The following is a 21,017-nucleotide window of genomic DNA, read 5'->3' as shown; positions in this document are numbered from 1 at the left end:
CGGAATTGACGCGCAGCACGGGGACAGTGTGTCATGATTCAGGAATTCAAGACTTTCATTGCCCGCGGCAACGTCATCGACCTTGCCGTGGGCATCATCATCGGCGCGGCCTTCACGGGCATCGTCAATTCGCTGGTCGTCGACCTGATCAACCCGATCCTGGGGTTGATGACCGGCGGGATCGATTTCACCGACAAGTACGTCGTTCTGTCCGGTAACGTGGCCGACGGGGCCAGTCTGGCCGCCGCCCGCGATTCCGGGGCGGCGATCTTTGCCTATGGCGCCTTCGCGATGGCGGTGTTGAACTTCCTGATCGTGGCCTGGGCGGTGTTCCTGCTGGTCAAGGGCGTGAACCGCCTGCAGCGCGCCGCGATGCGCAAGGAGGAGGCCAAGGAGACCCCCCCGGCCGGCCCCACCCAGGAAGAGCTGCTGGCGCAGATCCGCGACCTGCTGGCCGACCGCGCCAGCCCCGCCTGACGCCTACAGCCCCAGCACCGATGCCGGGGTGACGGCATCCAGGCCCAGGGCCTCGCCCACCGGGGGCGAGGTCAGCTGGCCCTCGTGGACCGACAGCCCGGCGCGCAGATGCGCGTCATCGGTCAGCGCGCGGCGCCAGCCCTTGTCGGCCAGGGCCAGCAGATGCGGCATGGTCACGTTGCCAAGCGCCTGCGTGCTGGTGCGGGCCACCGCGCCCGGCATGTTCGCCACGCAGTAATGCACGATTCCGTCGACGTCATAGATGGGGTCCTGGTGCGTGGTGGCGCGCGACGTCTCGAAGCAACCGCCCTGATCGATCGCCACGTCGACCAGAACCGCGCCCTGCGGCATGGTCGACAGCTGGTCGCGGCTGATCAGCTTGGGCGCGGCGGCGCCGGGGATCAGGATCGCGCCGATCACCATGTCGGCCGTGCGGATCGCCTCGGCCGTGGCCGCGGCGCTGGCGAACTGGGTGGTCAGGCGGCCCATGAAGATGTCGTCCAGATAGGACAGGCGCGGCACCGACCGGTCCATGACCGTCACGTTGGCCCCCATGCCGACCGCCACGCGCGCCGCCGCGGTGCCCACCACGCCGCCGCCGATCACCACGACATTCGCAGGCCGCACGCCGGGCACGCCGCCCATCAGCATGCCGCGGCCGCCATTGGCCTTTTGCAGCGCCCATGCGCCGACCTGCGGGGCCAGGCGACCGGCGACCTCGGACATCGGGGCCAGCAGGGGCAGGCCGCCGCGCGCGTCGGTCACCGTCTCGTAGGCGATGGCGGTCACGCCGCTGTCCAGCAGGTCGCGGGTCTGGTCCGGATCGGGCGCCAGGTGGAGATAGGTGAACAGGATCTGGCCACGGGCCAGCATCTTGCGTTCGGCGGCCTGCGGCTCCTTGACCTTGATGATCAGTTCGGCATCGGCGAACACCGTTGCCGCGTCGGGGGCGATCGTGGCGCCGGCATCGACGTAGTCCTGGTCCGCGAACCCCGCGCCCAGGCCCGCGCCGGACTGGACCAGCACGTCATGGCCGCGCAGCGCGGCCTCGGCGGCGGCGGCGGGGGTCAGGCCGACGCGGAATTCCTGCGGCTTGATTTCGGTGGGGCATCCGATCTTCATGGTCTCTCCTCCCAGAGCTGTGGTCCGATGATGCCCCGTCCGGCCCGCAAGGTGCTGCGAACATTCCCCCGACAGGCGGATGATCGGCGAAGAAACCGCTGGCATCGGGACTGGTCTTGGAAGATTCTGCCGGCATGGCCGATCTTGACGCAATAGACCGACGAATCCTGTCCCTGCTTCAGACCGAGGGACGAATCAGCAATGCCGAGCTGGCGCTGCGGGTGCATCTGTCCCCGTCGGCCTGCCACAGGCGCGTTCAGCGGCTGGAGGAGGCCGGTGTCATCTCGGGCTATGTCGCGCTTCTGGATGCGCGCGCCCTGCGCCGCCAGACGACGGTCTTCGTCGAGATCACCCTGTCGGGTCAGGCGGACGAGGTCCTGGACGCCTTCGAACGCGGCGTGCGCACCATCCCGGACGTGCTGGAATGCCACCTGATGGCAGGCACGGCCGACTATCTGCTGAAGATCGTGGTCGAGGATACGGACGACTTCGCCCGCATCCATCGTCAGCACCTGTCGCGCCTGCCGGGAGTTGCCCAGATGCATTCCAGCTTTGCCCTGCGCACGGTGTTCCGGACGACTGCGATTCCCGTCTGATCGGCGGTCAGGGAACCCTGCGGGCCCGGATGCGCGTTATGCCGCCAGACAGACAACAGGAGACGCACGATGCTGAAGACTCCGTTCAAGGCCCTGCTGGTCGGCGGCCAGATCGCCGCAGCCAGCCTGATGGCCACGACCGCGATCGCACAGACCACCGTGATCGAGACCCCCGAATCGACCGTCATCGTCCCCGATGACGCGCTAGAGGAATCGCCGTCCGGTGGCTTCGTCTCGGAAAGCGACTATCCGCGGCTGGAAAGCCTGGAGAATTATGAGGCCATCGCCGACACCCTGTCCGACCAGGGCTATTCCGACATCTACATCCAGCGCGAGGGACCCATCCTGACGGTGACCGCACAGCGCGCCGGCGTGCCGACCGAACTGGTCTACAGCACCGCCAACGGGCGGCTCGTCTCGGTGAACGGTGTAGAGACGCGTGCCGACCCCGAGACATCCTCGGCAGGCGATGATTCCGGCGCGGCGCCCGTCGGCACGGCAGGCGCCGTGGACGGCGGCGCGACCGATGACGGATCGACCGAAGATGGCGCCACAGATGATGGTACCGGTGATGACGGCATGGGTGGCGGGACCGGTGATGACGGTGCCGCGGATGGCGGTTCGGACAATGGCGCCGACGGCGGCGCATCCGACGGCGGCGCGTCTGATGGCGGCACGTCTGATGGCGGCACGGACGGTGGATCCGACGGCGGTGATTCGGATGGCGGTTCGGACGGTGGTTCCGACGGCGGATCGGACAGCGGTTCCGATGGTGGATCAGACGGCGGTTCGGATGGCGGCTCGGACAGCAACGGCTGATCGCATCCCGGATCGACCCAGCACGAAAGAAAACCCCCGCGGCATGGCGCCGCGGGGGTTTTCAAATGACACAAGATCGCGTCGTCTTACAGCGCGCCTTCGCGCTGTGCCTTTTTACGGGCCAGCTTGCGGGCGCGGCGAACGGCCTCGGCCTTTTCACGGGCTTTCTTGACCGACGGCTTCTCGAAATGCTGCTTGAGCTTCATTTCGCGGAAGACACCTTCGCGCTGAAGTTTCTTCTTCAGAGCACGGAGCGCCTGTTCGACGTTGTTGTCGCGAACATTGACCTGCATGTGGTTGTCACCACCTTCCTAGGTTAGAGTTGATAGATTGCAGGAAGCGTCCCCCTAACAGGGGCGGGCGCAAATGTCCAGACGAGGTATGCATGACCAACACCGACCGAGACGCGCTGCTGGATGCCGCACTGATCCATGTCCCCTTCGAGGGGATGAACGAACGGGCGCTGGCCGCCGGCGCACGCGACATCGGCATGGATGCGGCCCTGATCCGGGTGCATTTCCCGCAGGGCGGTGCCGGGCTGGCCGCCGCCTATCACCGCCGCGCCGACCGGACGCTGCGCGAGACGCTGGCCGCCACCCCGCTTGAGGGACGGTTCCGCGACCGCGTGGCCCAGGCCGTGTGGCGGCGGCTGGAACTGTCGGACCCCGAACTGGTGCGCGCCGGTGCCGCGACGCTGGCCCTGCCGCAGAACGCGGGTCTTGCCGCGCGGCTGGTCTGGGAGACCTCGGACGTGATCTGGACCGCCTTGGGCGACCGGTCGCAGGACGTGAACTGGTATTCGAAACGCGCGACGCTGACGGCGGTGATCTCGGCCACGGTGCTGTTCTGGCTGGGCGACGAGTCCGAAGGTCGCGCCGACACCCGCGCCTTCATCGACCGCCGCATCGACGGCGTGATGTCGGTCGAGACGGTCAAGGCGCGCCTGCGCAGCCTGCCCGGCGCGTCCAAGCTGGCCGACGCCGCCCTGGGCTGGATCCGCGCGCCCCGCGACCGGGCGCTGCCCGGCAAGACCCGATAAGGACGACCGCATGTTTCCCGACCAGATGACCGCCATCGAGATCGCAGGCCCCGGCGCCGCCGATCAGCTGCGCGCCACGACCCGGCCCGTGCCGGTGCCCTGCCATGACCAGATCCTGATCAAGATCGCCTATGCCGGCGTGAACCGCCCCGACGTGCTGCAGCGATCGGGCAGCTATGCCCCGCCGCCGGGCGCGTCCGACCTGCCCGGGCTGGAGGCCTCGGGAGAGATCGTGGGCCTTGGCGCGGGTGTCACGCGCTGGCGCAAGGGCGAACAGGTCTGCGCGCTGCTGCCCGGCGGCGGATATGCGGAATACGCGGTGTGCCACGCCGATCACGCGCTGCGCATTCCCAAGGGACTGTCGTTGCGCGACGGGGCATGCCTGCCCGAAACCGCCTTCACCGTCTGGTCGAATGTCGTCCAGCGCGGTGGGCTGACCGGGGGCGACCGCTTTCTGGTCCATGGCGGAACCTCCGGCATCGGCATGATGGCCATCCAGATCGCCCACGCCCTGGGCGCGCGCGTCTTTGCCACCGCAGGCAGCGACGACAAATGCGCGGCCATCACCGCGCTTGGCGCCACCGCCATCAATTATCGCAGCCAGGATTTCACCAAGGTGCTGGCCGAGGCGGGTGGTGCGGACCTGATCCTGGACATGGTCGGGGGCAGCTACATCCCCCGCAACATCAAGACGCTGGCACAGGACGGGCGGCTGGTGATGATCGCCTTTCTGGAAGGCCCCAAGGTCGAGCTGAACTTTGCCCAGATCATGGTGAACCGCCTGACCATCACCGGGTCCACCCTGCGCCCGCAATCCGACGTCGCAAAGGCCGAGATCGCCGACCAGATCCGCAAGCGGCTGTGGCCGATGATCGCCGCCGGGTCGGTCGCCGTCACTATCGACAGCGAGTTCGCGCTGGCCGACGCGGCCGATGCCCATCGCCGGATGGAAAGCAGCGACCATATCGGCAAGATCGTCCTGAAGGTCGCGGGCTAGCGCACGGCCTCGATCAGCAGGCGGGGCGCGTCGCAGTCGCGGCGCGCGTCGGGCGCACAGGTCCGGGGTTCCAGGTCCCGGGTCAGGCAGATCCGCACCTCGGTCAGGGCGCCGTCGCGGCAGGCGATGGTGACGCCGTCGGCATCCAGGTCGGGATTGGCCTCCAGGAAGGCTTCCTCGATCACCGCGGGCGGGGCCGCGACGTCGCGGGCCAGATCATCCAGCACCGGCGGGATGACGATGCCCTCTGCCGCCTGCCGGGTCGCATCGTAATAGCCCGCGGCAGACAGCCCGCTGCAGCGGCCGTGCTTTTTCCACTGATACCACGCCAGCCCGCCGGACCCCATCACGTCGGCCATCGCGGCGCTTTCGCGGCGCGACGGGTCGCGTTCGGGCGTCGTGCAGTCCTGCGGCCAGCCGCGTTCGTATTGCGGCCACAGTCCGTGGACCGAAAAATCGCGTGCCGTGCCGTCGCGGCATTCGGGGGCGTCGCGGTCGTCGCCCGTCGTGCTGCACCAGGTCGGCTGCCAGGACAGCGCCAGCACGTAATAATCGAACCGCCCCGCGACGTCGCGGGCGGCAAGGGGCAGGGGGGGCAGCAGGACCGCGAGGGTCAGGAACAGGATGCGCATCCTGCGACAATAGCGACGCCCGCGCCGGCATGCACCGGCAAACGTGCGAATCCTCTTTTCCCCGGCATCCGGAATCGGTATATGACCTGCCAATTCCCCCCGAAAACGAGGAATGGCGCAAGCCGAAGCCGTTTTTCCGGCCCTCGCCCCCATGTTCGGGACCAAGAGACACGCGAAGGAGACTGACATGAGCAAGCCGCTGATGGCCAAGGCCACCGCCGTCTGGCTGGTCGACAACACGACGCTCAGCTTCAAGCAGATCGGCGATTTCTGCGGTCTGCACGAGCTTGAGGTTCAGGGCATCGCCGATGGCGACGTGGCCGCGGGCGTCAAGGGCTATGACCCCGTCGCCTCGAACCAGCTGGACCCCGAGGAGATCAAGCGCGCCGAGGCGAGCCCGATCTATCGCATGCGCCTGAAGCACAACCCCGCCGCCGACGGCGAGGAAAAGCGCCGCGGGCCGCGCTATACGCCGCTGTCCAAGCGGCAGGACCGTCCCGCGGCGATCCTGTGGCTGGTCAAGTTCCACCCGGAACTGGCCGATGCGCAGATCGCCAAGCTGGTCGGCACGACCAAGCCCACGATCGCGTCGATCCGCGAGCGGACGCACTGGAACAGCCAGAACATCCAGCCGATCGACCCGGTCGCCCTGGGCCTGTGCCGGCAGACCGAACTGGACGCGGCTGTCCAGAAGGCCGCCAAGAAGAAGGCCGCCGAAGGTGGCGTGATGACCGACGACGAGCGTCGCAAGCTGGTCAGCACCGAGACATCGCTGTCCATGTCCGAGGAGCCGCGCCTGCCCAGCGCGATCGCCGGGCTGGAGAACTTCAGCCTGTCGCGCGACGAGGACAAGCCCGAGCGGGAGCTGGACAAGGACACGTTCTTCAACCTGCCCGACACGGATGACGAGGGTGACGACGAGGACGATCACGGCAAGTCGCGCCGCTGATTGGTACCGCAGAGGATGAAAAAGGCCGGGCAATCGCCCGGCCTTTTGTCTTGGGATGGACACGCAGCTGCCCGCCCGCAACAACGATCGCATGAAAAAGGCCGCGCCGGGTTTCCCCGACACGGCCCTTTCTGCAAACGCCTGAGTGTCAGGCGCGGCCGCGCACCGCACGTGCGATGGCGATCAGGATACATGCACCCACGAAGCCTGCCAGCAGATAGGCGAAGCTGAAGCTTGCACCGGCCGCATAGAGGCCCAGAAGCGAGCCGAAGATGAAGTTGAACAGCACCGCGCCCACGATGCCCAGGATGATGTTCATCAGGAGGCCCATGTTGGACTTCATGAACTTTTCAGCAAGCCAACCGGCAATGCCCCCGACGATGATAGCTGCAAGCCAGCCCATGCCATTCTCCTTGATTGTCCCGGCCGACCCTGACGGTCGGCGCCTTCTGTGAGCGCAACGTGGCCTCCGGCCCCCGGTTCCAAGACGTCTTCGAAAATGTCAGACCGAGAGGCAGATATACTTCATCTCCAGATAGTCCTCCAATCCGTGATGGCTGCCCTCGCGGCCCAGGCCGGACTGCTTGACGCCACCGAAGGGTGCCACCTCGGTCGAGATGATGCCGGTGTTCACGCCGACAATACCGTATTCCAGCGACTCCTGGACGCGGGTGACGCGGCCGATGTCGCGGGCATAGAAATAGGCGGCCAGACCGAAGATGGTATCGTTGGCGGCGGCAACCGCCTGATCCTCGGTGTCGAAGCGGAACAGCGGCGCCAGCGGGCCGAAGGTCTCCTCGGTCGCGACCTTCATGTCGCGGGTGACACCGGTGACGATGGTCGGCTCGAAGAACAGGCCGTCCTTGCGCTTGCCGCCGGTCAGGACCTGGCCTCCGCCCTGGGTGATGTCACGGATATGCTCCTCGACCTTGTCGACGGCCTTCTGATTGATCAGCGGGCCGGTGGTGGTCCCCTCAGTCAGCCCATCGCCCACGCGCAGCTTCTCGACCGCGGCCTTCAGCTTGTCGGCAAAGGCGTCATAGACCCCGGCCTGGACATAGATGCGGTTGGCACAGACGCAGGTCTGGCCGTTGTTGCGGAACTTGGACGCCATGGCACCCTCGACCGCGGCGTCCAGATCGGCATCGTCGAAAACGATGAAGGGCGCGTTGCCGCCCAGCTCCATGCTGCATTTCATCACCTGGTCGGCGGCCTGGCGCAGCAGCACGCGACCCACCTCGGTCGAACCGGTGAATGTCAGCTTACGGACCAGGTGGTTCTCGCAGAACTCCCTGCCGATGTCGCTGGCGCGCGACGAAGGGACGACCGACAGGATGCCCTTGGGCAGGCCCGCCCGTTCGCCCAGCACTGCCATGGCCAGCGCCGACAGGGGCGTCTCGGCTGCGGGCCGCGCGACGAAGCCGCAGCCGACGGCCAGCGCGGGCCCCGCCTTGCGCGCGATCATCGCGTTCGGAAAGTTCCAGGGCGTGATCGAGCCGACGACCCCGATGGGCTGGCGGATGACGCTGATGCGCTTGTCGGCCTGGTGGCCGGGGATGGTCTCGCCATAGACGCGCTTGGCCTCCTCTCCGAACCATTCGATGAAGCTGGCGCCATAGGCGATCTCGCCCTTGGCCTCGGCCAGGGGCTTGCCCTGTTCGGCGGTCAGGATGGTGCCCAGGTCGTCCTGGTTGGCCATCATCAGGTCGAACCACTTGCGCATGACCTGGGCGCGGTCCTTGGCCGTGCGCGCGGCCCAGTCCTTCATCGCCGCCGCGGCGGCGTCGATGGCGCGGGCGGTCTCGGCCCGGCCCAGATCGGCCACATGGGCGATGACGTCGCCGCGGGCGGGGTTGGTGACCTCGAACGTGGCGCCGTCATCGGCGTCGACCCATTCGCCGCCCACGAACGCACGGGTTTCCAACAGCGAGGGGTCGCGAAGAAGGCTTTTCAGATCGGTCGGCTTGGTCATGGCGTCCTCGGGGTGCATTTCGGTTGCGGCATGTGAACATGCCCGGCGCGGCAAAGTCAAAGCCGCCGCGGGGCCGGTCGGTGCCGACGATGACGGAAACGTGAAGCGGGCGTCGCAACCGGGGGCGGGGTTCGGCGTTCGGCCTGCAATCGCTAAGCTGTCCCTCTTGGCGATCTCTCGGGGGCGGTGCGCTGGTCGCGCCGCCCTTTTCCTATCCGAACCGCTGTTGCCAGCTGGGTTGCAGGTCACCCGGCTGCGCCCTGGCGCTGTGCACGCCATGCGCCACGGCACGCGCCAGCACGCAGGCCCCCGCATGGCCCAGGACGAACGCATCGCCGACGGCGTCCGCCAGGGGTCGTGCGCCCGTGGACACTGCAAAGACCAGATCGCCGTCCAGCGGCGTGTGGCTGGGCACCAGGGCGCGGGCCAGGCCGTCATGCGCGGCGGTCGCCATGCGCTGAAGCCCGGCCTTGTCCAGCACGGCATCGGTCGCGACGATGGCGATGGTCGTGGCCTCGCCAAGGCGCTTGGCCGGGGCGGGTTCATGGGCGGCGGGAAAGCGCGCGGGCAGGCCCAGGCCACCGAATTCGGCCTCCAGCTCCCACGGGGCTGCCCAGAAGTGGCGGCTGTCGCCCACGGTCGCCTGCCCAAGCGCGTTCACCACGACCAGCGCGCCGACGGTGGCCCCACCCTGCAGCACCGCGGATGCCGACCCGACCCCGCCCTTCAGCGTACCGGTCAGCGCACCGGTGCCCGCGCCCACCGACCCCATCGCGCAGTCCGCCCCCGCCGCGGTCCAGGCCGCGGCGCCAAGCGCGGGATAGGGGTTGGCGTCCCACCCCTTGTCGCCGCCGTTCAGCAGGTCGAACACGATCGCACCCGGCACGATCGGCACCCGCGCGGGGCCCACGGCAAAGCCGCGCCCCGCCCGGTGCAGCGCCGCCATCACCCCGTCGCAGGCCGCAAGGCCGAAGGCCGACCCGCCTGCCAGCACCAGCGCATCGACCCCGCTCACCAGCTTGTCGGGCGCCAGCAGGTCGGTTTCCCGCGTCCCGGGCGCGCCGCCCATCACGTGGACACTGGCCGCAAATGGCGCATCTGCGGTCAGCACGGTGACACCGGACCGCAGGGCGTCGTCCTGGGCATGGCCCACGCGCAGCCCGGCCACGTCGGTGATCCGGTTGCGCGGGCCGGGGATCATGCCCGCGCCCTGAGCGCCGCGTCGCGCGTCTGGGTCAGGGTCGCGCCGGGGGTCAGCGCCTCGGGGTCCAGCCGCAATTCGATCACGGACAGGCGGCCAGACAGGCGGGCGCGTTCAAAGGCGGGGGCGAAATCCTCGTCCCGCTCGACCAGCTCGCCATGGCCGCCATAGGCGCGGACCACGTCGGGCAGGTCGGGATTGAACAGGTCGGTGCCCGACACGCGTCCCGGATAGTGGCGCTCCTGATGCATCCGGATCGTGCCATAGCGGCCGTTGTTGGCCACGATGACGATGGGCGTTGCGCCGTACTGGGCAGCGGTCGACAGCTCGTTCACGGTCATCTGCAGGCAGCCGTCCCCAGCCAGGCAGACGACGGTCCGGTCGGGATGGGTCAGGCTGGCGGCGATGGCCGCGGGCAGGCCGTATCCCATCGACCCCGACGTGGGCGCCAGCTGCGTGCCGTGGCAGCGCCAGCGGTAATAGCGGTGCAGGAAGCTGGCATAGTTCCCCGCGCCGTTGGTGACGATCGCGTTAGCCGGAAGGTTCTGCGCCAGCCAGCCCACCACCTGTTCCAGCCGCAGCGCGCCGGGCGTGGGGCGCGGGGTCTGCCAGTCGTCATAGGACGCGCGCAGCCGGGCCCGCCAATCGGACCAGCGCGTCGTGGGGGCGGGCAGGTCGGCCAGCGCGGCCACCACGCGGCGTGGATCGGCGACCAGGCCCGGATCGGCCCGCCACAGCGTGCCCAACTGGTCGGGGTCGGGATGGACCATGATCACGCGGGCATGGGGACGCACCGGGTCCATCGCGCTGTAGCCCCCGGTCAGCGTGTCCCCCAGGCGCGAGCCAAGCGACAGGATCACGTCCGCCTCGCGCAGCGCCGCGGCCAGCGCGGGGTTCATGCCGACGCCCAGGTCGCCCACGTAATGGGGCAGACGGTTGTCCATGCGGTCCTGGCGGCGGAAGGGCACGGCCACAGGCAGATCCCAGGCCGCGGCAAAGCGGGCCAGGTCCTCGGCCGCGTCCTGCGACCACTGGCTGCCGCCAGCGACGACAAGCGGACGCCGTGCCGTCGCCAGGGCGTCGGCCACGGCCTCTACCGATTGCGGCGCGACATAAGACAGCGGGGCCGGGGCGGGGGCCAGGTCGGGAATGTCGGCCTGGGCGGACAGCATGTCCTCTGGCAGGGCCAGGACCACGGGACCGGGTCGGCCCGACATCGCCACGTGAAAGGCGCGGGCCGCGTATTCGGCGATGCGGTCGGTCGCGTCGATCTGGGCCACCCATTTCGCCAAGGGCGCGAACATGGCGCGGTAATCGACCTCCTGAAAGGCCTCGCGGTCCTGGTCGCCGCGCGCGATCTGGCCCACGAACAGGATCATGGGGGTGCTGTCCTGGCGGGCGACATGCACGCCGGCGCTGGCGTTCGTGGCCCCCGGTCCGCGGGTGACGAAGGCCACGCCGGGCCTGCCGGTCAGCTTGCCGGTGGCCTCGGCCATCATGGCCGCGCCGCCTTCGTGGCGGCAGACGATGTTGCGGATGCCGCTGTCCACCAGCCCGTCCAGGGCCGCCAGGAAGCTTTCGCCCGGAACCGAGAACACCCGCGTGACGCCGTTGGCGCGCAGCGCCTGCACCAAGATCTGACCGCCATGCCGCATCGGCTACCCTTCCGTGAATTCGATCTGGCGCACGCGGACATGGCGCAACGCCTCGACCATGAATGCCGTCATCAGGCCAAAGTGCAACAGCCCGTTGGCCGCCGCCAGCCCGCCCAGGATGCGCCAGTCCTGGGGCATCAGCACATCGCCATAGCCAAGTGTCGTGAAGGTGACCAAGGTGAAGTACATCGCCTCCTCGAAGGTGGCGAAGACGCCCATCTGGTGGAACGCCACCGCCCACAGCCAGACCGACGCCGTGACCATCGCCAGCACCGCCAGGCTGGTCGCGACGATCACCAAAGCCAGCTTGGGCCGATGGGGCGCGCGGGCCAGCCAGCGGGCGTTGCGGGAGAATGCCGTCTCCAGCGCCCAGATGGCCAAGGCGGCCATCAGAACGCTGATCACCATCAGCACCGATCCGAACGCGATCTGACCCAGCATGTCCCCCCCGCGACAGACCTAGCGCAGGGCACGGCCATCGCGCAACGCATGCCTTTACAGATGCACCCGCCGCGCCTATCTGACCTGCCATGGCCAAGGATGACGACAGCAAGAACTACAAGGTGATCGCCGAGAACCGGCGGGCCCGGTACGACTATGCCATCGAGAGCGATCTCGAGGTGGGGATCATGCTGACCGGGTCCGAGGTCAAGTCCCTGCGCGTGGGCCAGTCGAACATCGCCGAAAGCTATGCCTCGGTCGAGGGCGGAGAGCTGTGGCTGATCAACGGCTATATCGCGGCCCTGTCGCGGGCCGGCGTCTTCGGCCACGAGGAGCGGCGCCGCCGCAAGCTGCTTGTGAAATCGCGCGAGCTGGCCCGCCTGTGGCAGGCCACCGCGCGCGAGGGGATGACGCTGGTTCCGCTGGTGATGTATTTCAACCACCGCGGCATCGTGAAGCTGAAGATCGCCGTCGCCAAGGGCAAGAAGAACCACGACAAGCGCGAAACCAGCGCCGCCCGCGACTGGAATCGTCAAAAAGCGCGCCTGCTGAAGCAGGGATAGGCCATTGCAGCCCTGGCCCCCGGCCTGTAGATCGGGGCGGCACAAGCCAAGGGGGACGGCGATGGACGATCCGAAGACACTGGTCTCGACCGACTGGCTGGCGGCGCATCTGTCCGATCCCGACCTGCGCATCATCGACGCCAGCTGGCACATGCCCGCCACGGGCCGCGACGCACGGGCCGAATACGAGGCGGGCCACATCCCTGCCGCGCGCTTCTTCGACATCGACGCGATCAGCGACAAGCGCTCCGCCCTGCCGCACATGGCCCCCCCGCCCGAGATGTTCATCAGCCGCCTGCGCGCGATGGGCGTGGGCGACGGGCATCAGGTGGTCATCTATGACAATTCCGACGTGCGCAGCGCCTTTCGCGTCTGGTGGACCTTCCGCCTGATGGGCAAGACCGACGTGGCCGTGCTGGACGGCGGCCTGCCGAAATGGCGCGCCGAGGGCCGCCCGCTGGAGGACATGCCCCCCGTCATGCGCGACCGCCACATCACCGTCCAGCGCCAGGCGGGCCTGGTGCGCGACGTGACCCAGGTGGCCGCGGCCAGCAAGCTGGGCGACCCGCAGATCGTCGATGCGCGCAGCCCCGAACGCTTTCGCGGCGATCAGCCCGAACCCCGCGCGGGCCTGCGCGCGGGCCATATCCCGGGCTCGCGCAACCTGCCCTTCGGTCGCCTGTTCAACGCCGACGGCACGATGATCGCGCCCGACGCGATCCGCGCGGCCTTTGCCGAGGCGGGCATCGACCTGTCCAAGCCGGTCATCACCACCTGCGGCAGCGGCGTGACGGCGGCGGTGCTGTCCTTCGCGCTGGAGCGGGCGGGCCATCGCGACCATTCGCTTTACGACGGCAGCTGGACCGAATGGGGCAGCTTCGCCGACCTGAACATCGCAACCGGAGACGCCTGATGCTGACCGACCTGAAAGCCCAAAGCCCCGACAAGATCCTGATGCTGATCGAGGAGTTCAAGGCCGACACCCGACAGGGCAAGATCGACCTGGGCGTGGGCGTCTACAAGGACCCGCAGGGCGTCACCCCGGTCATGCGCGCCGTGAAGGCGGCCGAACAGCGCATCTGGGAGACGCAGACCACCAAGGCCTATACCGGACTGGCGGGCGAACCCGATTATCGCAACGCGCTGGCCACGATGGTGCTGGGCGATCTGCCCGCCGACCGTCTGGCCTCGGTCGCCTCCGTGGGCGGCACGGGTGCCATCCGTCAGGCGCTGGAACTGGCGCGGCTGGCCAATCCGGGTGTGCGCGTGTTCGTGTCGAACCCGACCTGGCCGAACCACCTGTCGATCATGGCGTTCATGGGCCTGCCCTATACCGAATACCGCTATTTCGACGCGGAAACCCGTGGTGTCGATTTCGAGGGCATGAAGGCCGACATCGCGCAGGCGGGCAAGGGCGACGTCGTCCTGCTGCACGGCTGCTGCCACAATCCGACCGGGGCGAACCTGACCCTGGAGCAATGGTCCGAGGTCGTGGCGATCCTGCAGAAATCGGGCGCGATCCCGCTGATCGACCTGGCCTATCAGGGCTTTGGTGACGGGCTGGACGCGGATGCCGAGGCCACGCGCCTTGTCGCCCGCAGCCTGCCAGAGGTGCTGATCGCGGCGTCGTGTTCCAAGAACTTCGGCATCTACCGGGAACGCACCGGCATCCTGATCGCGCTGGCCGACACCACCAAGGGCCGCGATCTGGCGCAGGGGTCAATGGCCTTCCTGAACCGCCAGAACTTCTCGTTCCCGCCGGATCATGGCGCGCGCATCGTCAGCACCATCCTGATGGACGACGCGCTGCGCGCCGATTGGGCGGCGGAACTGGAGGAGGTCCGCAACACCATGCTGGGCCTGCGCGACCAGCTGGCGGCCGAACTGCGCGATCTGTCGGGCAGCGACCGGTTCGACTTCATCCGCCATCACCGCGGCATGTTCTCGCGCCTTGGCGCGACGCCCGAACAGGTGCAGCGCCTGAAGACCGATGCGGCCATCTACATGGTGGGCGATTCGCGCCTGAACATCGCGGGTCTGAACCGCGACACGGTGCCGGTCCTGGCCCGCGCCATCATCGACGCCGGCATCTGATCCAGGCGGACTGGCGCGTCAGCGACGCGCCAGTGCCTGCTCGATGTAGTCGCGCAGGTCCTCGACCTCGTTGCGGCTGTCGCGCAGGCCGTCCATCGCATCGCGCAATTCGGCCTGCGTGCCCGCCAGGCGGGTGGTCAGCGCCGCCTCGCGTTCGGCCAGGGCGGCCACGGCCTCGTCGCGCTCCTCCTCGACCTCGTGCAGCTGCTGGGCCATGCGGTCCAGCTCGGACATGTCGGCACGGGCAGGGCGGGCGACGCGATGGACCAGCCAGCTGGCGATCCAGCCCAGCACGAAGGCCCCGAACAGAATCAGGGCGGTCACGGCTATGAATTCGGATCTGTTCATTCGTCTGTCGCTTCGTCTTGCGCGCCTGCCTGCTCTGCGACGCTGTCGGGACGCGGGCCGGGGCGGGGGGTGTCGTCATCGGGCGTCAGCACGGGCACCCTAAGGTTTTCCTCGCGTTCGTCCAGCGTCTGGAACTGTTCCGCGACGCCCACGGTCATCGGCACCATCCCGGACGCGGCACGGCTGTGGGGCAGTTGCGGGCCCTGCATCTGCGCCGCCTGGTCGGGCAGCTGCGGCCCCTGCATCGGCGGCAGGCGCGGGCCTTGGGTCAGATCCTCGGCGGGGTCCGGGTCGACCTCGGCGCCGGTGACGCCGGCGATGGTGACCGGGGCGGGGATGGTGTCGGCATCCAGAGGGTGCGGCGACAGCAGGCGGAACTCGATCCGGCGGTTGATCTCGCGGCCTTCCTCGGTCTGGTTGGTGGCGACGGGGCGGCTTTCGCCATAGCCGCGGGCCGACATGTTCGCCACGCTGATCCCGGCATCGGCCATCGCCGAGACGACGGCCTGCGCGCGCGACCGCGACAGTTCGGCGTTGAACGCCTCCGAACCCTGAGAGTCGGTATGGCCGCCGGCCTCGATCTGAAAATCGCTGCAATCGGCCATGGCGCGGACGAACCGCTCCATCGTCGGCACCGGATCGCCGGCGATAGACGAGCGGCTGGGTTCAAAGCCGATCTCGCTCTCGGACATGATGATGTTCAGGCGCGCGACGCATTCCTCTCCGTCGGGCAGGCCCAGGGCCTCGTCCATGCGGCGGTCATAGCTGATCGCCAGGCGATAGCGCGCGCCCGGGCCAAGCCGTTCCGACAGCAGCGCCGCGGCCCGGTCGCTGGCGCGCGGATCGCCCGACACGCCCGTCAGCTCGATCATGTCGGGGGTCACGCGGACCTGGCCCGCGTGCAGCGCGCCCATCGCCTCCAGTCCCGCGATCACGCGGACGGTCCAGCCGCCGGGAACCGACGGATCGGTCCGCAGACCGCTTTGCGCCACGTCAAAGCGTGACCGCGCAAAGCTGTCCACGGCCTGCTGCATCTGCGCATCCGCGATGCGTCCGCGCATCGACAGGCTGCCCGAGGGCGGCAACGTGGCCTGGAATTCGATGGGCGCGGCCTGGGCGGCCGCCTTTTCATGCTGGGCCTGCAGCCGATAGGTTGGGGGCAGCGCCTGTTCCAGGCGGCCGGCGACCTGGTCGAACCGCTGGCGCGTCACCGATGCAGGCACCACCAGCGCCACGTCCGCATCCGACAGCGTCACCTGGCCCTGGCCCAGTTGCCCCACGGCGGCGATGGCGGCGGCGGCGGCCTCGGCCCAGTCGTCGGACGGGGCACCCAGGCCCAGGGTGCAGGTCGGCACCCGCTGCATGCCGGCATCGCGTGCCGCCTGCACGATCCGGTCGCGGCCCGCATCGTCGCTGGCCGCGCAGGCGTCGAAGCGGCCGCCGCCATCATCCATCACGAACCGCAGCGTGAAGGGCGCGATCACCGGACGCGGCGCGGTGATCTGCAGGTCCAGCGCGACCTGCGGCGGTGCGGCCCGGCGCAGCGCCTGTTCCAGCCGACCCTGATCCTCGCGGTCGGCGGCCAACGCCGCCACCTGCACCTGTCCCGGCGCGATCGAGATCTTGGCCTGCGCGGTCATCTGGGCGGCCTGCAGCCCGAAGCGCAGCGCCTCGGTCCAGCCGTCGGGGACGGGGTGGTCTGCGGCTTCCAGCAGGTCGGTCACCTGCTGGCCCGCCGGGCGCAGTCCGCGCAGGATCGCGTCGCGGTCGGTGGCGGCGGGAACCAGCCCGATCAGCGACAGCCCCTGTTCGCCCTTCAGCAGCTCGACCTTGAAATCGGGGGGGGTCATCGCCTCGACCGAGGCGACGGTCATCTCGTCCAGGATGCGCGTGGCGTCGACGGCGGTGCCGGCCTGAGTCACCGCACGGAACCGCTCGACCTCGGACGGGGCGGTGCCGGTCAGGCGAACGCGCAGCCCGTCGGTCGCCACCTGCGCCCAGTCATGGCCCGCGGCCTGCAGCGCCTGCGTCACGTCGCGCGCGGCGCGATCTTCGACGAAGGTCGCTGCGGCCTCGGCCCCCATCCAGGACAATCCGCCCGCGCCGGCCAACACGATGATGGTGGCCAGGGATGTCGAAAGGCGGCGGCGTCGGGCCATCGGAAAAACCTTGTGCTGTTGCAAGCGTGCAACGTCTAGCGACGGGGGGGCGGTGGCGCAATCATGCCAGCCCCGCAATGGCAAGAAACAGCGCAAGAATCAGCCCCGCATCGCGGTTCGACCGGAACAGACGCAGGCAGACAGCGCCCTGATCCGGCTGGAAATTCCGCAGCTGCCACGTCAGGTGCAGCCCCAAGGCCAGCACTCCGGCCCAACCCATCAACAGATTGCGACCCGTCAGTGCGACGGCCACGGCCAGAACCGCCACCGTCACCAGCGCAAAGCCTGCCAGAATCGCGGGGCTGCGGTCACCGAACAGCCGGGCTGTGGATTTCACCCCGATCAGCGCGTCGTCATCGGCATCCTGATGGGCATAGATGGTGTCATAGAAGATCGTCCAGGCGATCGCGCCCAGCCAGGCCACCACCGGCGCCGGATCGACCCGGCCCATATGCGCGGCATAGGCCAGCATGACGCCCCAGTTGAAGGCAAAGCCCAGGAACAGCTGCGGCCACCAGGTGAAACGCTTGGCAAAGGGATAGATCGCCACCAGCGCCAGCGACGCGACCCCCATCCACACCGCCGCCCGTCCCAGCGTCAGCAGGATCACCAGTCCGACCAACCCCTGCGCCCCCAGCCACAGATAGGCGCCGCGCAGGCTGACCTGCCCCGAGGGCAGGGGCCGCGACCGGGTCCGCGCCACCTGCGCATCGATGTCGCGGTCGGTGATGTCGTTCCAGGTGCAGCCCGCGCCGCGCATGACGAAGGCGCCGATGGCGCAGGCCAGCGCGATCCACAGATCGAAAAGCCGCGGCCCGTCCGCCATCATCGCAAGCCCGATCCCCCACCAGCAGGGCAGCAGCAGCAGCCATGTCCCGATGGGGCGGTCCGCCCGGCTGAGCCGCAGCCAGGGCCGCGTGCGCACCGGCGCAAAGCGGTCCACCCAGTTGTCCGGGGGCGCGTCAAAGACGGCGTCTGGCCTTTCTGTCCGGCTTTGCATAGCGTCGCGCCCATCATGGCTAAGATCAGACTGTTCATAGATCACCCGTTGGTTGCAGGACAACCCGTTCCCGTGGACGGCGCGCAGGCGCATTACCTGTCGGGCGTCATGCGCCTGCGGCAGGGCGACGCGGTGTCGGTCTTCAACGGGCGCGACGGCGAATGGCAGGCGACCCTGCTGGATGCCGGCAAGCGCGGCGGCAGCCTGTCGGTGGTCGCGCAGACCGCGATCCAACAGGACCCGCCGGACCTGTGGCTGATCTTCGCGCCCATCAAGAAGGCCCGCACCGACTTCATCGTCGAGAAGGCGGCCGAGATGGGCGCGGCGCGCATCATGCCCGTGCAGACCGACCACACCAATTCCGACCGCATCCGCCAGGATCGCCTGCAGGCGCACGCGATCGAGGCCGCGGAACAATGCGGCGGCACCTTCGTGCCCCCGGTGGCCGACCTGGCCCCGCTGTCGCGCGTGCTGGACGGGTGGGACCCGGCGCGGCGCATCCTGTGGGCGGACGAATCCCGCGCCGGGCCGGCCGCGACGCTGGCCGGGCTGCCGCAGGGCCCTTGGGCCATCCTGATCGGCCCCGAGGGCGGGTTTTCCGCCACCGAACGCGCGCGGCTGGCGCGCCTGCCCTTCGTCACGCCGGTCAGCCTGGGGCCGCGAATCCTGCGCGCCGACACGGCGGCGGTGGCCGCGCTGGCGCTGTGGCAATCGGCCCTGGGCGACTGGCGTTAACCAACAGGCAGACGAAAGGGTTCGATTTGCGTCCCTTCGTGACCTTTTTGCGACAGAAACACGCCCACCTGTTGCGAAAAGCGCATAGCGGGGTTGCCGGTTTTGCGGCTACCGTTCGTGGGCTGCCGAAACTATCTCCTGTCTATCCGAAATGTGCCCGCTGACCGGGCAAAGTGAAAACAGGTGAACTGATGTCGACGATCGAAACGAACCGCAGCGTGGCTGTCGGAGGCGTGGGCAACGTCGTGGCGCAAATCACGTCGCTGATCGCGTCCTGGCGGGAAACCCGCATGACGCGTCGCGAACTGGGCCGCCTGTCGGACCGCGAGCTGGACGATATCGGTCTGTGCCGCGGCGACATCGAGCGGGTTGCGCGCGGCTTCTAAGGCTTGCTGCCACAATTGACGAACGAACCCCCGAAAGCGGAATGCTCGCGGGGGTTTTTTCATGTCCGGATGGTGGCGTGGGGTCAGCCCCGGATCATCACCAGCGTGGTCCAGTCGCCCATGTCGTCGCGCCGGTCGGGGGCAAAGCCCACGACCTGATACGCGGCGGTGACCTCATCCGCCTGGGTGGTCAAAATGCCCGACATCACGATGCGGCCGTCCTTGGCGACATGGCGCGCCATGTCGGGCGCCAGATCGATGAGCGGCTGCTTGAGGATGTTGGCCAGCACCAGGTCATAGGGCGCCGCACGTTCCAGCATCGGGTGGTCGAACCCCGCCGCCTCGACGCATTCCACACGACCGTCTAGGCCGTTGGCGATCACGTTGGCGGCGGCGGTGTCGACGGCAACCGGGTCGATGTCGCTGGCCAAGAGCGTGACGTGCCACAGCCGTGCCGCGGCCATCGCCAAGACCGCCGTGCCGCAGCCGATATCGGCAATGCGCGTCGCCTTGAACCCGTCGGTGGCCAGGCGGTCAAGCGCCTCAAGGCAGCCCTTGGTGGTGTTGTGGTGCCCGGTGCCGAAGGCCATCGCGGCCTCGATCCACAGCGCTTCGACACCTTCAGGGATCTGGTCGACATCGTGGCTGCCATGCACGAAGAACCGGCCCGCGCGGACGGGGGTCAGTTCGCGTTTGACATGGGCGACCCAATCGACATCGGGCAGTTCGGACACCGCAAAGGGCTGCGCGCCATAGGCGGCCGCCAGGATCGCCAGCGCGATCTCGTCAGGGGCTTCGGTGAAATAGGCGCCCACCTCCCACCGTTCGCTGCCGTCCTCGATCTCGAAGACGCCGGTGCCGACGGGTTCGGGGGTCAGGTCCTCGCAGGCAAGCGCCAGGTCTTCGGCGGCTTCGCGGCCGGGCAGGTGGGTCAGCGCGGTATAGGTGGCCATCAGATCGGATCCGGGTTGGGGATGCTGGCCTGTACGCCGGTGCCCTTCAGGCCGCAATAACCGTCGGGGTTCTTTTCCAGATATTGCTGATGCGCCTCGTGCGCGGGCCAGAAGGGGCCGGCGGGGACGATCTGCGTGGTGATCTTGTCCATGCCCTGCACGGCCAGACGATTGTCATAGTCGATCTTGGACGCCTCGGCCGCCGATTCCTGCAGGTCTGTGAAGGTCATGATCAGGCTGCGATACTGGTTGCCCACGTCGTTGCCCTGCCGGTCCCCCTGCGTGGGGTCGTGGTTTTCCCAGAACAGCTGCAGCAGGTGATCATAGCTGATCAGCGAGCTGTCATAGATCACGCGCACGACCTCGGCATGGCCGGTGTCGCCGCGCTTGACCTGGTCATAGGTGGGGTTCTGGACGTCGCCGCCGGCAAAGCCGACCTCGGTCAGCCAGACGCCGTTCTGCTTCCAGAACAGCCGCTCCACCCCCCAATAGCAGCCCATGCCGAAGATCGCCTGGTCATAGCCGGCGGGCGGGGTGGCCCCCAGGGGGCGGTGAAAGATGGCGTGATCGGTCATCGGGGCCTCGTTGGTGGATGATGGGGCAAACGCCTGCGGGCGCGCCGGGGTTCAACCGCGCGGGTGCGCGGCGCGATAGACGGCCATCAGCCGCGCGTCGTCCACCCCGGTATAGACCTGGGTGGTCGACAGGCTGGCATGGCCCAAAAGTTCCTGGATGGTGCGCAGATCGCCACCCGCGGACAGAAGATGCGTGGCAAAGCTGTGGCGCAGGGCATGGGGCGTCGCGCTGGCCGGCAGGCCGATGGCCGCGCGGGCCTGGCGCATCGCGCCCTCGACCGCGCTGGCGGTCAGGCGGCCGCCG

Annotated in this window: 25 protein-coding genes; 11 read left to right on the top strand and 14 right to left on the bottom strand. The window is 68.6% G+C overall.

The features are described from left to right. The first annotated feature begins 33 nt into the window (after nucleotides 1–33). The gene (gene mscL, locus FHD68_RS08485) at nucleotides 34–477 is read left to right on the top strand and encodes a large conductance mechanosensitive channel protein MscL (RefSeq protein ID WP_045980951.1); all 444 of its coding nucleotides are present in this window, start codon (nucleotides 34–36) and stop codon (nucleotides 475–477) included. 3 nt (nucleotides 478–480) lie between these two features. Here mscL and ald read toward each other — a convergent pair whose 3' ends face one another. Further along, nucleotides 481–1,599 carry an alanine dehydrogenase gene (ald, locus tag FHD68_RS08480; RefSeq protein ID WP_127897740.1) on the bottom strand — a complete coding sequence of 373 codons (1,119 nt, stop codon included), beginning with the start codon at nucleotides 1,597–1,599 and terminating at the stop codon, nucleotides 481–483. A 134-nt stretch (nucleotides 1,600–1,733) separates the two neighbouring features. On the opposite strand from ald, the gene FHD68_RS08475 reads away from it, so the two are divergent. Beyond that, nucleotides 1,734–2,195, top strand: coding sequence for an Lrp/AsnC family transcriptional regulator (locus FHD68_RS08475; protein WP_046000877.1), 462 nt, complete (start codon nucleotides 1,734–1,736; stop codon nucleotides 2,193–2,195). A 69-nt stretch (nucleotides 2,196–2,264) separates the two neighbouring features. Further along, a complete protein-coding gene (locus FHD68_RS19355) occupies nucleotides 2,265–3,014 on the top strand; it encodes a hypothetical protein (protein ID WP_205963174.1) in 750 nt (249 codons plus the stop codon). 86 nt (nucleotides 3,015–3,100) lie between these two features. Here FHD68_RS19355 and rpsU read toward each other — a convergent pair whose 3' ends face one another. Further along, complete coding sequence (rpsU, locus tag FHD68_RS08465) at nucleotides 3,101–3,307, bottom strand: 30S ribosomal protein S21 (RefSeq protein WP_081994671.1); 207 nt, start codon at nucleotides 3,305–3,307, stop codon at nucleotides 3,101–3,103. A gap of 92 nt (nucleotides 3,308–3,399) precedes the next feature. Between rpsU and FHD68_RS08460 the strand changes: the two genes are divergently transcribed. Further along, the gene (locus tag FHD68_RS08460; protein WP_127897741.1) at nucleotides 3,400–4,053 is read left to right on the top strand and encodes a COQ9 family protein; all 654 of its coding nucleotides are present in this window, start codon (nucleotides 3,400–3,402) and stop codon (nucleotides 4,051–4,053) included. Nucleotides 4,054–4,063: 10 nt separating this feature from the next. Continuing rightward, nucleotides 4,064–5,050, top strand: coding sequence for an NAD(P)H-quinone oxidoreductase (locus FHD68_RS08455; RefSeq protein WP_045980946.1), 987 nt, complete (start codon nucleotides 4,064–4,066; stop codon nucleotides 5,048–5,050). Here FHD68_RS08455 and FHD68_RS08450 read toward each other — a convergent pair. After that, nucleotides 5,047–5,682, bottom strand: coding sequence for a ribonuclease T2 family protein (locus FHD68_RS08450; RefSeq protein ID WP_127897742.1), 636 nt, complete (start codon nucleotides 5,680–5,682; stop codon nucleotides 5,047–5,049). The genes FHD68_RS08455 and FHD68_RS08450 overlap by 4 nt on opposite strands. 187 nt (nucleotides 5,683–5,869) lie before the next feature. Here FHD68_RS08450 and FHD68_RS08445 point away from each other — a divergent pair, with 187 nt between their 5' ends. Further along, nucleotides 5,870–6,631, top strand: a complete 762-nt coding sequence (locus FHD68_RS08445; protein WP_045980944.1) for a DUF1013 domain-containing protein — start codon at nucleotides 5,870–5,872, stop codon at nucleotides 6,629–6,631. A 148-nt stretch (nucleotides 6,632–6,779) separates the two neighbouring features. On the opposite strand, the gene FHD68_RS08440 is transcribed toward FHD68_RS08445, so the two are convergent. From FHD68_RS08440 to FHD68_RS08420, 5 genes are all read right to left on the bottom strand, one after another. Continuing rightward, nucleotides 6,780–7,034 carry a GlsB/YeaQ/YmgE family stress response membrane protein gene (locus FHD68_RS08440; protein WP_198143153.1) on the bottom strand — a complete coding sequence of 85 codons (255 nt, stop codon included), beginning with the start codon at nucleotides 7,032–7,034 and terminating at the stop codon, nucleotides 6,780–6,782. A 99-nt stretch (nucleotides 7,035–7,133) separates the two neighbouring features. Continuing rightward, nucleotides 7,134–8,603, bottom strand: a complete 1,470-nt coding sequence (locus tag FHD68_RS08435) for an NAD-dependent succinate-semialdehyde dehydrogenase (protein WP_127897743.1) — start codon at nucleotides 8,601–8,603, stop codon at nucleotides 7,134–7,136. A 211-nt stretch (nucleotides 8,604–8,814) separates the two neighbouring features. Continuing rightward, entirely contained in the window at nucleotides 8,815–9,804 is a 990-nt protein-coding gene (locus FHD68_RS08430; RefSeq protein WP_127897744.1) for a P1 family peptidase, read from the bottom strand. Then, nucleotides 9,801–11,459 carry a thiamine pyrophosphate-binding protein gene (locus FHD68_RS08425; RefSeq protein WP_127897745.1) on the bottom strand — a complete coding sequence of 553 codons (1,659 nt, stop codon included), beginning with the start codon at nucleotides 11,457–11,459 and terminating at the stop codon, nucleotides 9,801–9,803. The genes FHD68_RS08430 and FHD68_RS08425 overlap by 4 nt, the downstream gene beginning before the upstream one ends. Nucleotides 11,460–11,462: 3 nt before the next feature. Further along, a complete protein-coding gene (locus FHD68_RS08420; RefSeq protein WP_046000753.1) occupies nucleotides 11,463–11,900 on the bottom strand; it encodes an ion channel in 438 nt (145 codons plus the stop codon). 89 nt (nucleotides 11,901–11,989) lie between these two features. On the opposite strand from FHD68_RS08420, the gene smpB reads away from it, so the two are divergent. The 3 genes from smpB to FHD68_RS08405 all read left to right on the top strand — a co-directional run bounded on the left by smpB (nucleotide 11,990) and on the right by FHD68_RS08405 (nucleotide 14,557). Continuing rightward, nucleotides 11,990–12,463 carry an SsrA-binding protein SmpB gene (gene smpB, locus FHD68_RS08415; RefSeq protein ID WP_045980939.1) on the top strand — a complete coding sequence of 158 codons (474 nt, stop codon included), beginning with the start codon at nucleotides 11,990–11,992 and terminating at the stop codon, nucleotides 12,461–12,463. 61 nt (nucleotides 12,464–12,524) lie between these two features. After that, on the top strand, nucleotides 12,525–13,376 hold the full coding sequence (sseA, locus tag FHD68_RS08410; protein WP_127897746.1) for a 3-mercaptopyruvate sulfurtransferase: 852 nt from the start codon (nucleotides 12,525–12,527) through the stop codon (nucleotides 13,374–13,376). After that, nucleotides 13,376–14,557, top strand: coding sequence for an amino acid aminotransferase (locus FHD68_RS08405; protein WP_139085524.1), 1,182 nt, complete (start codon nucleotides 13,376–13,378; stop codon nucleotides 14,555–14,557). Before sseA ends, FHD68_RS08405 begins: the two co-directional genes overlap by 1 nt. 18 nt (nucleotides 14,558–14,575) lie before the next feature. Here the strand turns inward: FHD68_RS08405 and FHD68_RS08400 are convergent, their stop codons facing one another. The 3 genes from FHD68_RS08400 to ubiA form a co-directional block, all read right to left on the bottom strand. Then, a complete protein-coding gene (locus FHD68_RS08400; RefSeq protein ID WP_045980936.1) occupies nucleotides 14,576–14,905 on the bottom strand; it encodes a hypothetical protein in 330 nt (109 codons plus the stop codon). Further along, on the bottom strand, nucleotides 14,902–17,064 hold the full coding sequence (locus FHD68_RS08395; protein WP_127897748.1) for an OmpA family protein: 2,163 nt from the start codon (nucleotides 17,062–17,064) through the stop codon (nucleotides 14,902–14,904). The genes FHD68_RS08400 and FHD68_RS08395 overlap by 4 nt, the downstream gene beginning before the upstream one ends. A 61-nt stretch (nucleotides 17,065–17,125) precedes the next feature. Continuing rightward, nucleotides 17,126–18,064 (bottom strand): 4-hydroxybenzoate octaprenyltransferase, encoded by a 939-nt coding sequence (gene ubiA, locus FHD68_RS08390; RefSeq protein WP_164871390.1) that lies wholly within the window; start codon nucleotides 18,062–18,064, stop codon nucleotides 17,126–17,128. A 15-nt stretch (nucleotides 18,065–18,079) separates the two neighbouring features. On the opposite strand from ubiA, the gene FHD68_RS08385 reads away from it, so the two are divergent. Together FHD68_RS08385 and FHD68_RS08380 are read left to right on the top strand one after the other, a co-directional pair. Further along, the gene (locus tag FHD68_RS08385) at nucleotides 18,080–18,799 is read left to right on the top strand and encodes a 16S rRNA (uracil(1498)-N(3))-methyltransferase (RefSeq protein ID WP_127897750.1); all 720 of its coding nucleotides are present in this window, start codon (nucleotides 18,080–18,082) and stop codon (nucleotides 18,797–18,799) included. 191 nt (nucleotides 18,800–18,990) lie between these two features. Beyond that, nucleotides 18,991–19,185 (top strand): DUF1127 domain-containing protein, encoded by a 195-nt coding sequence (locus FHD68_RS08380; protein WP_042250734.1) that lies wholly within the window; start codon nucleotides 18,991–18,993, stop codon nucleotides 19,183–19,185. Between the two features lie 83 nt (nucleotides 19,186–19,268). Here the strand turns inward: FHD68_RS08380 and FHD68_RS08375 are convergent, their stop codons facing one another. The 3 genes from FHD68_RS08375 to FHD68_RS08365 all read right to left on the bottom strand — a co-directional run. Next, on the bottom strand, nucleotides 19,269–20,138 hold the full coding sequence (locus tag FHD68_RS08375) for a 50S ribosomal protein L11 methyltransferase (RefSeq protein ID WP_139085522.1): 870 nt from the start codon (nucleotides 20,136–20,138) through the stop codon (nucleotides 19,269–19,271). Then, entirely contained in the window at nucleotides 20,138–20,713 is a 576-nt protein-coding gene (gene msrA / locus FHD68_RS08370; RefSeq protein WP_084697183.1) for a peptide-methionine (S)-S-oxide reductase MsrA, read from the bottom strand. Before msrA ends, FHD68_RS08375 begins: the two co-directional genes overlap by 1 nt. 51 nt (nucleotides 20,714–20,764) lie before the next feature. Next, the coding region (locus FHD68_RS08365; RefSeq protein WP_167550381.1) for a tyrosine-type recombinase/integrase at nucleotides 20,765–21,017 on the bottom strand (253 nt) is incomplete at its 5' end.

Origin of the sequence: Paracoccus marcusii (genome assembly GCF_006151785.1) — a bacterium.
Lineage (GTDB): Bacteria > Pseudomonadota > Alphaproteobacteria > Rhodobacterales > Rhodobacteraceae > Paracoccus > Paracoccus marcusii.
Note: the sequence above shows the minus strand (reverse complement) of the source record. Positions and strands in the feature narration are given on the sequence as shown.